This is a genomic window from Vibrio misgurnus, assembly GCF_029635775.1.
GTDB classification, from domain to species: domain Bacteria; phylum Pseudomonadota; class Gammaproteobacteria; order Enterobacterales; family Vibrionaceae; genus Vibrio; species Vibrio chanodichtyis.
On record NZ_CP113241.1, the window covers coordinates 1,219,098 to 1,231,256 of the forward strand.

A 12,159-nucleotide genomic window follows, 5' to 3' on the forward strand; every position below is an offset into this window, starting at 1 on the left:
TAAACCGATAGGCTTCAATCTAAAATAATTTAGGCTGCCAATTTGGCAGCCTGAATGATTGAAAGTATTTAACGATGAGTTGTTTTACAGATTGGTCACATCCAATTGCAGGGCAGGGTCAAACTCAGTCACAATATCTTCATCATCAATTGATACTGGGGCAATTTCTTCTTTATCAAAGCCAATATCACCGCCATTGATCACGCCAGAATCTTTGGTGATTGACTTAAAATCAAACAATTCGAAATCGGCCAGATGGCTAGGAACCACATTTTGCATCGCTCGAAACATGGTTTCGATACGGCCCGGGAAACGTTTATCCCAATCATTGAGCATCTGCTTGATCACTTGGCGTTGTAGATTCGGCTGTGAGCCGCACAGGTTACAAGGAATGATCGGGTAGCTGCGCATCTCCGAGTATTTAATGATGTCTTTCTCACGGCAATAAGCGAGAGGGCGGATCACCACATGTTCACCATTATCGGAAACTAATTTCGGTGGCATACCTTTCATTTTGCCGCCGTAGAACATGTTCAAGAACAAGGTTTCCAAAATATCATCGCGGTGATGACCAAGGGCAATTTTGGTCGCACCTAACTCTTTGGCGGTACGGTATAAAATACCACGGCGCAAGCGTGAACAAAGGGCACAGGTGGTTTTTCCCTCTGGCACTTTGTCCTGCACGATGGAGTAAGTATCTTCTTCAACGATTTTATATTCGATACCTAAACTGGCTAAATATTCTGGCAGAATATGACCAGGAAAACCCGGCTGCTTTTGGTCAAGATTCACCGCCACCAGTTCAAACGAGATTGGCGCGCTTTTTTGTAAGCTCATCAAAATTTCCAGCATGGTAAAGCTGTCTTTACCTCCGGACAGACACACCATAATCCGATCGCCATCTTCAATCATGTTAAAGTCTGCAATCGCTTGACCGGTATTGCGACGAATACGCTTTTGCAATTTATTAAAATTGTATTGTTGAGCTTTGGTGAACTCTGGAGTTTGCGCTGTCATGGCTTGCTATCTTAAATCTCAGAACAAAAAATGAAGTGCGTATAATACGGATAAATAGGCTAGATACTAGTTCAATCACCATTAACCGCTAAAAAATCCCAGCCATTGTGGCTGGGATATAAGACTTTGCGAAATTTAGATGGCAGTTTGTGGATCAAGAGGGCTGACATAGCCATGAGGCTTTAGTGCAAGCACATCACAATTGATTTTATCGATCACCTGCTCAGCGGTATTACCGATAAATACCGCAGAAAGACCGGTTCGCCCCGTGGTACCTAAGATCACCATGGCGGCATTGAGCTGCTTCGCGGCATCTGGGATCACATCTTCCGGTAACCCTTGCTGAACCAGAGTCTGTTCTTCACTGAGTCCATGTTTTTGACGCAGAGCTTTCATCGCGGTGAGATGATAACCACGCACGGTATCGGTATAAGTTGCAGGATCAAATTCAGGCAGCTCAATAGTGATGTTCACCGGAGTCACTGGATAAGCGTTAACCAGATAAGGCGTCGCACCGAGCGTTTGACTAAGGTTGAGCAGTTGCTTAACCATCCGATCATTCAAATCAATATGGGTATCGATTTCAGATCCGACATGGACTGATGCAATAATACTGGCATTTTCTGGCCAGTCGGCATTTTTGACTAGTAGCACCGGCGTTGGACATTTTCGCATTAAATGCCAGTCGGTGGGGGTAAAAATGACTGACTCAAGCATGTCATGTTTACGGGTCGCTTTGATCAGAATATCGTGTTCACCGGCAAAAACTTCACCAATAATCGCTTCATAAGGACGATTGTGCCATACCACTTTAATTTCAAACTGAACGGATGGATCGAGATAGGGCTCAGCAATCGAACGCATCCAATGTTCCCGCTGCTGAATGACACCTCTGCGCATGGCATCCCGCTCTTCTAAAGACAGCATTGACGTCATGTCGTAAGAAAAATCGTAAATCGATAGGAAGAACGTGATGTGGCTGGTTGAGGTGGATTTTTGTGCCAACTGCATTGCCCGAGCTAAAGCGGGTTGCTCATCGTGGTTGATGTCGGCCACTACAAGAATTTTACTGTAAATACTCATAAGAAACTCCTTGTCCAGTGAGGAGGTTTGTTCACTTAACTTTAGCGTAGTTATGAGCAGAGTTTTAGTCAGTACGTCACTATTTCCAAGAAGTATGATGTAGCTCATCAAGAGCTACATCATTGATGTTACTTAGTTTCTTTAGAAACACCGGCTAATTCCATCAATTCTGCATGATTGAGAATAGTGATGTATTTGCCTTTAACGCTAAGGATTTCTGATTTTTGGAAGCGACCTAACAAACGGCTGATCGTTTCAACCGTCAAACCTAGATAGTTACCAATATCGCCACGGGTCATCGTGAGGCGAAACTCTCTTGGGCTAAAACCCCGCTGAGAAAAACGAGTAGAAAGGTTGTATAAAAATGCCGCCAAACGCTCTTCGGCATTTTTCTTAGAGAGCAGCAGGATCATTTCCTGATCGCCTTTAATTTCACTACTCATTAAGCGCATGATTTGTTGGCGTAGTTTCGGCATTTTACCGGAAAGATCATCTAATATTTCGTAAGGAATTTCACAAACCATTGAGGTTTCTAACGCTTGAGCAAAGCTAGGGTGTCGATCTTCGGTAATCGCATCAAAACCGACTAAATCACCGGCTAAGTGGAAAGCAGTGATCTGTTCATCGCCTTGTTCGGTGATGGTGTAACTTTTTATTGTTCCAGAACGAATCGCGTAAAGTGATCTCAGTTCATCACCTGCTTTAAATAGCTCCTGACCTTTCTGAATGGGTTTTTTGCGCTCGATGATCTGGTCAAGTTGGTCAAGCTCAGACTCATTCAAGGTAAAAGGGATACACAGCTGGCTAATACTGCAATCTTGGCAGTGAATCGCGCAACCACCCGATTGGATGCGCTTTGCAGCAGGCTTTTCAGAAATCATAACAACCTTTCACTAATTGATGTACGTCAATATTTTATCATTGCTTAACTCTAAAGGGTAGTCTAAATACATCGGCGATAGTGAAAGGATTAACTGTGGATGAGTAGAAGTATTGTGGCGTTATAGGCGGTGTAGATGCCATAGAGGATGAGCATTAATGCCGCGCACTGGCGAAATAACTGGTTGTTTTGCCAATGAGTTATTCGGGTTATGCCCCAGCCACTGGCAAGCATGGCTGGCAGCGTACCGAAACCAAAAGCCAACATAATTAGTGCGCCTTGTGAGAAGCTTCCCGCGACAGCTGACCAAGTTAACATGGAGTAAACTAAGCCGCACGGTAGCCAGCCCCACATGAAGCCAAAAGGTAAAGCGTGCCATGGCTGTTTGAGTGGCAATAGTACTTTGGCGTAAGGAGCGATCCAAGGCCATAATTTTTGCCCAAGTTTTTCTAGCCAGAGCAAACCAAACCACCAGCGTCCCACGTATAAACCTAAGGTGATCATTAAGATGGCGGCGATGATTCTGAGCCAAATCAAACTGGTTTGAAGATTGATCAGCGAGCTAAATGTGGCCACCGTGCCGCCGATTAGGCCTCCGAACAGAGCATAGCTGAGTAAGCGGCCAAAATTATACCATAGTAGAATCATTGCTGAGGGACGGGGTTGATTGAGTGTCAAAAGAGCACTGATCCCACCACACATTCCAAGACAATGACCAGCGCCAAGTAAGCCGATAACCCAAGCGCCTAAGAGATCCAGATTCACTATTGCTCCTTATTAGTGCTGTTATCATCTTCAAATAAAATGTTATGCCCTTGACGTTCGAGATCTTCAAATTGTTGATGATTAACGGCCCAGATAAAAATGGCTACCGCGATGCAAACCAGCCCGATCGCAATCGGGATCAGTAAATATAAGCTTTCCATCGGCTAGTTCCCTTTTTGATTTAGCAAACGCAGTGAATTGGCCACCACAATCATCGAGCTGGCCGACATTCCAATTACCGCAATATAGGGCGCAATGAGCCCAGCGATGGCGAGCGGTAAAATGATGGCGTTATAGCCTAATGACCATGCTAAGTTTTCACGAATAATATTGCGCGTTTTGATGGCTAGCGCTCTGGCTGCCAGTAACTTATCTAAACGATCACCCATCAGAATCATATCCGCCGAGGCTTTGGCGATGTCGGTTCCGCCGCCCATGGCTACTGAAAGATGAGCTCCGGCTAGTGTTGGGGCATCATTGATCCCATCACCAACCATCATCGTTACGCCGGTTTTATTCAATTGTTGTAGATAGGCTAGTTTTGCTTCTGGTTTGGCTTGCGCAATGATGGTATCGATATGTAGCTGATTAGCCACAGTTTGCGCGTTGGTTAGCGAGTCTCCGGTCAATAAGGTAATGCTGATACCAGCTTGATGAAATTTTTCAATCAACGGTTTGGCTTGTTGGCGGATCGGATCTTGATAATGAAACGTCGCGATATGTTGGCCATCGAAAGATAACCATATACCGTTAACAGCACGATTAGATGGTGGTGAATTAGCGGGTATGGAGCCTAATGCAAACTCAGCGCTGCCGATTTTGAGCGTTTTGTTCTGATAAATCGCTTCAATACCGCTACCGATAATGTTGTGTACCGCAGTGAGTGCAACATGATTGGTTTTATAGCGGGCAAAAGCTTTGGCTATGGGGTGGTTGGCGTAACTCTCTAATTCGGCCGCGAGTGCCAGACATTGCTGTTGGGTAAAGGTGTGCCAAGTCTCGATACGATCAATCTCTATATGACCATGGGTTAGGGTTCCGGTTTTATCGATGACCAGTTGATTGACTTTACACAGTGTTTCGAAAACGTGACTTTTACGCAGCATGATCCCCATGGTACTGAGGCTCGATGTGGCACAGGTTAAGGCGGTGGGCGTTGCGAGGGAAAGAGCACAAGGGCAGGTGACAACTAACACGGATAGCATGATCCAAAAAGCATCATCAGGTTGTACGTAGTGCCAATACAGCCAAGTTGCGGCGGCAATAATAAGAATTATCGCAACGAAATAGCGGGCGACAATATCGGCAAGTTCAGCGATTTTCGGTTTGGAGGATTGAGCGCTATCTTGTAGCATCACAATCTGTGAGATCACTGAATCGGCTTTGCTTGCCGTGACGCGTAAATCAAACGATTCATCACCATTTAAGGTGCCAGCAAAAACGCCATCACCGGGATGCTTGATGACTGGAATCGATTCACCTGTCAACATTGATTCGTCAATATATACTCGCTGATTTATGATCTCGCCATCGGCCGGAATGTGCTGACCAGGTAGAACTCGCACCGTGTCACCGGGTTTGAGCATTTTAACCGCCACTTGTTTTCCATCCAGTGTAGTTGCTAGTGCTGGGATCAGTTTGAGTAGATTACCACTGGCTGCCGCAGCTTTGCGCCTAGCGCGCATTTCTAAAAATCGGCCGACTAATAAGAAGAAAGTAAACATCGAGATTGATTCAAAAAAAACCTCGCCTTGCTGAGTCACGGTGGCAACCAAGCTTGCTACATAAGCAAAAATCAGCGCCAGAGATACTGGAACATCCATACCTAATGTTTTGCCGCGTAAACTGCGCCAAGCATTGATATAAAAGGGTTGAGCTGAATAGAGTAAAACGGGTGTGGCAAAAATCAAACTGACCCAGCGAAAGTAGTGTTTAAACTCAGCGTCAAGATCACCAAACGTCTCTAAATAGAGGGCGACGGCCAACATCATCACTTGCATACTCGCCAATCCTGCAATACCAAGCCGATACAGATAGGCTTGCATGGCATTATGGTAGTTTGCTTCATGCTGATCGGCTTCAAAAGGGGCAGCTTGGTAGCCTAATTGATGGATTTGAGCTAAAACCTGACTGAGCTGGGTTTGGTGGCGATCCCAACTGAGCAGTGCTCGATTAGTGGTCGTGTTGACCCTGATTGCCAGTACCCCCGGTTGTGCTTGGATCTGTTTTTCAATTAACCAAGCACAGGCAGCACAAGAGATTCCATCGAGTGACAATGTCACTTCGGCGCAATTTTGCTGATCACGAACAAACTCTATTTGCACATCGGGATCATCGTAGTGAAGCAAAGCCTTCAGTTGTTCGGGTACCAGGGCGACTTTTTCCGCTGTGGCTGTGCGAAACTGGTAGTAAGCCACTAAACCATGATCAACAATGGTTTGTGCTACGCTTTGGCAGCCTGGGCAACACATGTTGCGATTTTCACCTAAAATTTTAACGTGAAAATTGGTGTTAGTAGGAATGCTCTCACCGCAGTGGTAACAGTTAATATTCATGGTGTTAGTTCATCAAGCGGGTTGATGATGCAGGAAAGGTCACGCGGCCTTGGATCAGCCATTGCTGATCATGAGGAGTCAGTTCAATAAACCACGGGCCTTGCAGTTCGGTATCCAATTTTAGACGATAAACACCCTTGGCATCGGCAGTCAGCAGCTTAGAAAAGTCTCGCTCAGCGAGGGTGCGATGAGCAAACAACGCTTGCAGGGCCGGAAAATAGCTAAGCTGGCCTTTATCAAGCTGGATGATAACTTCTGTTTCTTGTGAGTAAACTGTGGCCTGTAGCTGCAACGCTTGTGCTACCTTGACTTTACTAAGATCGAGATTAATTGCTTTGCCTTTTTTGTAGTAATCCTCCGTTACTAACGACACCGGATGATGAGCAAAAATCATCACCGTGACCAGCGTCCAAATCACCACGCTAAGAGGCAGAATAATTAAGAACCAAGGCCAAAATTGTTTATACCAAGCTGTAACCATAAGCAAATTCTCTACGATGAAAACACACTAAGACACACCAGTAATCGCCAGCAAACCAAGGGAAATCATTCCCATCTTATTGGTTATCGGGATTGCTTAGGCTCCACACATAAGCGGCAACAAGCTGAATTTTATCTTCACCGAGGATGTCATTCCACGCAGGCATCACACCGGAACGTCCATACATAACCGTGGCGGTCACATCGGCCCGAGCATCGCCATATAGCCAATCATTATCGGTGAGATTCGGTGCACCAAAGGCAGGATTACCTTTACCGTCCGCTCCATGGCAAGCTGCACAGACCGCAAAGCGTACTTTACCTGCAGCGGCTTCCTTCGCATTTACCGAGCGCCCGGATAAACTCAGTGCATAACTGACTACCTCTTGCACACCTTGTTCACCCAAAATATCCAGCCAAGCGGGCATCTGTCCAACTCGGCCATGGCGAATCGTGGTAATAATGGCTTGCGGCTCACCACCATACAGCCAAGCTTGATCGGTCAGATTAGGAAAGCCAATTTGGCCTCGGGCATCAGAACCATGGCATTGCGAACAGTTTTGTAAAAACAAACGTTGGCCGACTTTGAGTGCTTCACTGTCCGCCGCGATAGCAGGCAGCTCGCGCAGGTTATTCGTATCATCTTGATAAGCTAACCGCTTGAAAGCTTGACCATAGTAAGCTTTCGCATCGCCCATCTCTTTGGAATATTGCACTAACTGCCGATTTTGTTGGGCACTAGCGATGGAAGCTCGAGAATCTTCAACTGAACGCACAGTTTGATCAGAACTTTGCCAACCAAGCATACCTTGAAAACTGCCTAAGCCGGGGTAGAGGGCAAGATAAATTGCCGCGAAAATGAACGTGGCGATAAACAGATAAACCCACCATTTGGGCAGCGGATTGTTTAGCTCACGGATCCCATCGTATTCATGCCCCATATCAACGCCTTCTTTCACCCCCGTGTTGTCCTTGAGGCACCAGATAAGCAAAGCTGCGCAACCGAGCAAAGTGCCAATCGTGATCAGGATGATCCACAGGCTCCAGAATGTCGTCATGCCGAGTTACTCCTTGTTGTTAGAGCTAGGTTGCTCTTCATCATCAAAGATCAGGTTGGCTGCTTCATCAAAACGCGCCTTACGTTGGCGACCATAAGCCCACCAAATTACGCCAACAAAGCAGATCAGCAGCACTACGGTCCAAATCGTGTGAAGAGTAGTAATATCCATCATGAGCTCCATTATTTCATTGCATGGCCAAGCGACTGTAGGTAGGCAATGATGGCATCCATCTCCGTTTTACCTTGCACATCTTGGCTTGCGCTGGCGATTTGTTGATCGGTATAGGGCACACCAAATTGATCACGAAATAGGGTCATTTTTTGTGGCGTGATCTGACCATCTAGCAGGTTTTTGGCTAACCAAGGAAAAGCGGGCATATTGGATTCAGGGACCAGCTCACGCGGATTGAGCAAATGTACCCGATGCCATTGATCAGAATAACGCCCACCGACACGAGCTAAATCTGGTCCGGTTCTTTTAGAACCCCATAAAAAAGGGTGTTCCCAGACACTTTCGCCCGCGACAGAGTAATGACCATAGCGCTCGGTTTCCGAACGAAATGGACGGACCATTTGACTGTGGCATACATTGCATCCTTCACGGATATAAATATCACGACCTTCTAACTGCAATGCCGTATACGGTTGCAGGTTTTGCACTGGTTCGGTGGTTTGTTTTTGAAAAATCAGCGGAGTAATCTCGACCAAAGCTCCCCAACTGATGGCAAAAATAATAAAAATAGCGAGTAGGCCAACATTACGTTCCAGAAATTCATGGTGATTTTTTGAACTCATGGCTTCACTCTCCTTGTGCTGTGTGGACAATCGCTTTCAAACTATGTTTCGGTGCAGAGAGGGTTTTATAGGTGTTATAGGCCATTAAGAACATTCCCGATAAGAAGATCAGGCCACCAATAAAGCGGGCGGTATAAAATGGATAAGATGCTTGGACTGATTCGACAAAACTATAAGTTAACGTGCCATCAGAGTTGACTGCGCGCCACATTAAGCCTTGCATTACCCCAGAAATCCACATAGCAACGATATAGAAAACGGTGCCTATGGTTGCTAACCAGAAATGGGCATTGATCAGGCCAATGGAATACATACGTTCTTGATCAAAAAGACGAGGGATCAAATGATAAATGGAGCCAATAGAGATCATCGCCACCCAACCTAAAGCGCCAGAGTGAACATGGCCAATCGTCCAGTCGGTGTAGTGGGATAGGGCATTGACGGTTTTAATCGACATCATTGGCCCTTCGAACGTCGACATGCCATAGAATGAGAGAGAGACAATCAAGAAACGCAAAATCGGATCATAACGTAATTTATGCCAAGCTCCAGAGAGCGTCATAATGCCATTGATCATTCCTCCCCAAGATGGCACAAACAGTATCAGTGACATCACCATACCTAAAGACTGGGTCCAATCGGGAAGTGCTGTGTAATGTAGATGGTGTGGGCCGGCCCAAATGTACAGTGAAATCAGCGCCCAAAAATGAACAATCGAGAGACGATAAGAGTAGACGGGACGTTCCGCTTGTTTCGGTACAAAATAATACATCATGCCCAGAAAACCTGCAGTGAGCAGGAAACCAACTGCATTATGGCCGTACCACCATTGCACCATGGCATCGACCGCTCCCGCATAAATTGAATAGGATTTTCCCCATGCAACCGGAACAGCCATACTATTGACGATGTGTAATATCGCAACGGTTAGAATAAATGCCCCGAAAAACCAGTTAGCTACATAAATGTGCGAGGTTTTTCGCTTGACTAAAGTGCCAAAAAATACCACGGCATAAGCGACCCATACTGCTGTGATCGCAATATCAATCGGCCATTCTAGCTCGGCATATTCTTTACCTGAGGTGTAACCTAAAGGTAACGAGATGGCCGCCGACACAATAATGGCTTGCCAGCCCCAAAACGTAAAAGGGATCAGCGGCCCACCAAACAGTCGAGTTTGACAAGTGCGCTGCACGACATAATATGACGCCGCAAACAAAGTGCTGGTACCAAATGCAAAAATCACCGCATTAGTATGTAGCGGGCGTAAGCGACTATAGGTTAACCATGGCGTATCAAAATTTAGCTGTGGCCAAACCAATTGAGCGGCAATTAAAACACCGATCCCCATACCTACGATCCCCCAGAGAATAGCCACTAGGGTGAATTGACGAACCACGGTATAGTTGTAGCCGTGTTCAAGCTGCTTTTGCTGGCTCATTTGCATGTTTCCAATGTTTAATTGACTACAAATATGGAATGAGTAAAACCGTTTTGAAAAACCATTGGTACTTATTGTAAAAACAGCGCAAGCAATCGGATTTAGGCATGGATCCTAGGTGCTGTATTTTATCTTTCAGCGGCATTTCAGCAGGGAATATAGTTCAATTAACAATTTAATGACAGAGTGATAACTTTGTGTGTTGTTGGCTTTTTATCTTTTTTTCAAAACTTTGAAGTTTGTTACACAGGAGCAAGTATCCATGGCAGTTGAAAAACTCACCAAAGCTCGACTGATTCAAATCATCGTCACCTTGGCGGTATTAGTTTGTGCTTTCTTATGGCGCACTTTTTCCTACGAGGGTAGCTCAGCAAAGTCGTTAGCTTTGATTGGGCAAATCAGCGCATTTTGCCAAGATTGGGATCAAAATGACAAACGAGTGGTAATTCTTGCTGCAGTAGGAGACATCGCTAGCAAGCACAACCAAGAATACAGAGTCTAGTTGTTGAACATCATGGCAGGTCTAAGTGTTTGGCTAATGATCATACTTAACATTGTTAAATGATAAATATGATTATTAGCTATTTTATGGTAAATCCAATTATGTTTAATCCCATTTCAGCGGGGGTATCATAGGCAAGAGGATGGTTGATGTACTAACTTACACTCAATTCAAATTTTAACATAATATACATAATGCGCACCTGTATTTTGGGTGTTTTACAATGAATTCCTTATTAATCAATTGGTTGAAATGTGGATTCTTAACTGACGTTCTGGCCAGTCATAAGTATATTGACTGTCAATCTTGATGGTTTTGGTGGCGACTTGGCAAATTTGATCGTTACCTCGGGTGGTCACTTTCTTTACTACCGCTTGTTTGGTGTGGGAATAATCAAGGTCGATAAAAACATCGCAATAGCCATTGGTTCGTGGCTTGCTTTTTTTCATCGACTTCTCGATTTGTGTTTTGATTTTCTTTGCCACTCGATTGAGCTCGGCATCATCCGCTTGGGCGGATTGATGAGTGAAAAAAAGACTTGTACAGAATACCACTGGCCATAAGTATTTCATGCAATAACCTCGTCAGGTTCAGATAAACCAGCAAAATGTAGCGTACTTCTTGGCTGGTTTTCTTTGAACTTGCCCATTTTTCGGCTCAAGCAGACTTTTCATGCAATGTGGCTGTTGCCGGTTAATCAGGCTTAGCGACCTTTCTTTAACATTGAATTGGACGAGGCAAATCCTTGATGTGGAAATACATTACGGATCCGCTGCTGAATTTTGCGCGGCACAGATTTGCTAAATGTCAGTTTGGCTCCCGTTCTTTGTCGATAGACTTTGAGTCGACCGGAGAATGGCTCGTGCTGAGCGATATCCAGTAAATTATGTTTAAAAGTCGGTGGTAAATGGCCTTTACTGTTTATCAGTTGTCCATTTTTGATATTTACCACTAAGACTGGTCTATCTAGCGCGACTAACCAAAAGATAATGATGGCTGCGACCAATATGACATACAACATGTGCATTTCCTTATTCCGATAATAATCGACTGAGATCTTCTTTTAAGCTAGTCACCGTTTTGCTGGCTTTTTCGCTTCGCGATGCTTCACTGAGTAAGTATTCAATGGCGTCAGATAAGGTACAGCCTAACTGGTTGGCACGCTGAGATAACTTTTCCCATACCCGATAATCTAAATCGATCGATTTCTTGCGGGTATGAATTTGCTCTGCATTAAAGTGGCGTTTGCGTTTGGCCCGAATCGCTTGCTTGAGCTTATTGTCCAATTCTGGCGCCATATGCTGCTCAATCCACATCAACACTTGGGTAGGTTCATGCTCAATCGCTTTCAGTTTCTGAACCGCGGATTCAATTTCACTGTGATCGATATAATGAGTGATCGCTTGGCCATCTTTCCATTTGTTGATGAGATATTGCCATTTCCAACCACATTCTAAGTTTTCAAGCTGTTGATATTTCATACTAGCCACTTCCTATTGTCTATGGTGACAGCGTAACCCAGCCGAGTTTAACTTTCAATTCTGACCTGTAAAAAAGCGACTGAGATCATTGTTGAGTAAT

15 protein-coding genes are annotated in these 12,159 nt (G+C 45.0%); 1 reads left to right on the forward strand and 14 read right to left on the reverse strand.

What is annotated here, in order from left to right; all coding sequences use genetic code 11:
* Positions 1-84 precede the first annotated feature (84 nt).
* The 11 genes from ttcA to ccoN all read right to left on the reverse strand — a co-directional run bounded on the left by ttcA (position 85) and on the right by ccoN (position 10,076).
* Positions 85-1,017: a tRNA 2-thiocytidine(32) synthetase TtcA gene (gene ttcA / locus OOK74_RS05760; protein WP_274721884.1), complete on the reverse strand. Its 933-nt coding sequence runs from the start codon at positions 1,015-1,017 to the stop codon at positions 85-87.
* Positions 1,018-1,152: 135 nt separating this feature from the next.
* A complete protein-coding gene (gene uspE / locus OOK74_RS05765; RefSeq protein ID WP_166013024.1) occupies positions 1,153-2,100 on the reverse strand; it encodes a universal stress protein UspE in 948 nt (315 codons plus the stop codon).
* Positions 2,101-2,228: 128 nt separating this feature from the next.
* Complete coding sequence (gene fnr, locus OOK74_RS05770; protein ID WP_274721883.1) at positions 2,229-2,981, reverse strand: fumarate/nitrate reduction transcriptional regulator Fnr; 753 nt, start codon at positions 2,979-2,981, stop codon at positions 2,229-2,231.
* Positions 2,982-3,070: 89 nt separating this feature from the next.
* Entirely contained in the window at positions 3,071-3,745 is a 675-nt protein-coding gene (locus OOK74_RS05775; RefSeq protein WP_278183229.1) for a sulfite exporter TauE/SafE family protein, read from the reverse strand.
* Entirely contained in the window at positions 3,745-3,906 is a 162-nt protein-coding gene (ccoS, locus tag OOK74_RS05780; protein WP_278183230.1) for a cbb3-type cytochrome oxidase assembly protein CcoS, read from the reverse strand. Before ccoS ends, OOK74_RS05775 begins: the two co-directional genes overlap by 1 nt.
* Positions 3,907-3,909: 3 nt before the next feature.
* Entirely contained in the window at positions 3,910-6,300 is a 2,391-nt protein-coding gene (locus tag OOK74_RS05785; RefSeq protein WP_278183231.1) for a heavy metal translocating P-type ATPase, read from the reverse strand.
* 4 nt (positions 6,301-6,304) lie between these two features.
* Entirely contained in the window at positions 6,305-6,781 is a 477-nt protein-coding gene (locus OOK74_RS05790; protein ID WP_278183232.1) for a FixH family protein, read from the reverse strand.
* Between the two features lie 76 nt (positions 6,782-6,857).
* Positions 6,858-7,838: a cytochrome-c oxidase, cbb3-type subunit III gene (gene ccoP / locus OOK74_RS05795; RefSeq protein ID WP_278183233.1), complete on the reverse strand. Its 981-nt coding sequence runs from the start codon at positions 7,836-7,838 to the stop codon at positions 6,858-6,860.
* A gap of 6 nt (positions 7,839-7,844) precedes the next feature.
* Positions 7,845-8,009, reverse strand: a complete 165-nt coding sequence (locus OOK74_RS05800; RefSeq protein WP_278183255.1) for a cbb3-type cytochrome oxidase subunit 3 — start codon at positions 8,007-8,009, stop codon at positions 7,845-7,847.
* A gap of 11 nt (positions 8,010-8,020) precedes the next feature.
* Positions 8,021-8,635 carry a cytochrome-c oxidase, cbb3-type subunit II gene (ccoO, locus tag OOK74_RS05805; protein WP_278183234.1) on the reverse strand — a complete coding sequence of 205 codons (615 nt, stop codon included), beginning with the start codon at positions 8,633-8,635 and terminating at the stop codon, positions 8,021-8,023.
* Between the two features lie 4 nt (positions 8,636-8,639).
* Positions 8,640-10,076: a cytochrome-c oxidase, cbb3-type subunit I gene (gene ccoN, locus OOK74_RS05810; protein ID WP_278183235.1), complete on the reverse strand. Its 1,437-nt coding sequence runs from the start codon at positions 10,074-10,076 to the stop codon at positions 8,640-8,642.
* 262 nt (positions 10,077-10,338) lie between these two features.
* On the opposite strand from ccoN, the gene OOK74_RS05815 reads away from it, so the two are divergent.
* The gene (locus OOK74_RS05815) at positions 10,339-10,578 is read left to right on the forward strand and encodes a hypothetical protein (protein ID WP_277206199.1); all 240 of its coding nucleotides are present in this window, start codon (positions 10,339-10,341) and stop codon (positions 10,576-10,578) included.
* Positions 10,579-10,817: 239 nt separating this feature from the next.
* Here the strand turns inward: OOK74_RS05815 and OOK74_RS05820 are convergent, their stop codons facing one another.
* The 3 genes from OOK74_RS05820 to matP form a co-directional block, all read right to left on the reverse strand.
* Complete coding sequence (locus tag OOK74_RS05820) at positions 10,818-11,150, reverse strand: hotdog family protein (protein WP_274721875.1); 333 nt, start codon at positions 11,148-11,150, stop codon at positions 10,818-10,820.
* Between the two features lie 131 nt (positions 11,151-11,281).
* On the reverse strand, positions 11,282-11,599 hold the full coding sequence (locus tag OOK74_RS05825; RefSeq protein WP_274721874.1) for a DUF3634 family protein: 318 nt from the start codon (positions 11,597-11,599) through the stop codon (positions 11,282-11,284).
* Positions 11,600-11,609: 10 nt separating this feature from the next.
* The gene (gene matP, locus OOK74_RS05830; protein WP_274721873.1) at positions 11,610-12,059 is read right to left on the reverse strand and encodes a macrodomain Ter protein MatP; all 450 of its coding nucleotides are present in this window, start codon (positions 12,057-12,059) and stop codon (positions 11,610-11,612) included.
* Between the last annotated feature and the right edge of the window lie 100 nt (positions 12,060-12,159).

Bases quoted from the DNA above. Each gene is read 5' to 3' on its own strand.
- ttcA (WP_274721884.1), bottom strand. From the start codon at position 1,017: ATGACAGCGCAAACTCCAGAGTTCACCAAAGCTCAACAATACAATTTT.
- OOK74_RS05815 (WP_277206199.1), top strand. From the start codon at position 10,339: ATGGCAGTTGAAAAACTCACCAAAGCTCGACTGATTCAAATCATCGTC.
- OOK74_RS05790 (WP_278183232.1), bottom strand. From the start codon at position 6,781: ATGGTTACAGCTTGGTATAAACAATTTTGGCCTTGGTTCTTAATTATT.
- OOK74_RS05800 (WP_278183255.1), bottom strand. From the start codon at position 8,009: ATGGATATTACTACTCTTCACACGATTTGGACCGTAGTGCTGCTGATC.
- ccoO (WP_278183234.1), bottom strand. From the start codon at position 8,635: ATGAGTTCAAAAAATCACCATGAATTTCTGGAACGTAATGTTGGCCTA.
- OOK74_RS05820 (WP_274721875.1), bottom strand. From the start codon at position 11,150: ATGAAATACTTATGGCCAGTGGTATTCTGTACAAGTCTTTTTTTCACT.
- ccoS (WP_278183230.1), bottom strand. From the start codon at position 3,906: ATGGAAAGCTTATATTTACTGATCCCGATTGCGATCGGGCTGGTTTGC.
- fnr (WP_274721883.1), bottom strand. From the start codon at position 2,981: ATGATTTCTGAAAAGCCTGCTGCAAAGCGCATCCAATCGGGTGGTTGC.
- matP (WP_274721873.1), bottom strand. From the start codon at position 12,059: ATGAAATATCAACAGCTTGAAAACTTAGAATGTGGTTGGAAATGGCAA.
- ccoN (WP_278183235.1), bottom strand. From the start codon at position 10,076: ATGAGCCAGCAAAAGCAGCTTGAACACGGCTACAACTATACCGTGGTT.
- uspE (WP_166013024.1), bottom strand. From the start codon at position 2,100: ATGAGTATTTACAGTAAAATTCTTGTAGTGGCCGACATCAACCACGAT.
- OOK74_RS05785 (WP_278183231.1), bottom strand. From the start codon at position 6,300: ATGAATATTAACTGTTACCACTGCGGTGAGAGCATTCCTACTAACACC.
- OOK74_RS05825 (WP_274721874.1), bottom strand. From the start codon at position 11,599: ATGTTGTATGTCATATTGGTCGCAGCCATCATTATCTTTTGGTTAGTC.
- ccoP (WP_278183233.1), bottom strand. From the start codon at position 7,838: ATGACGACATTCTGGAGCCTGTGGATCATCCTGATCACGATTGGCACT.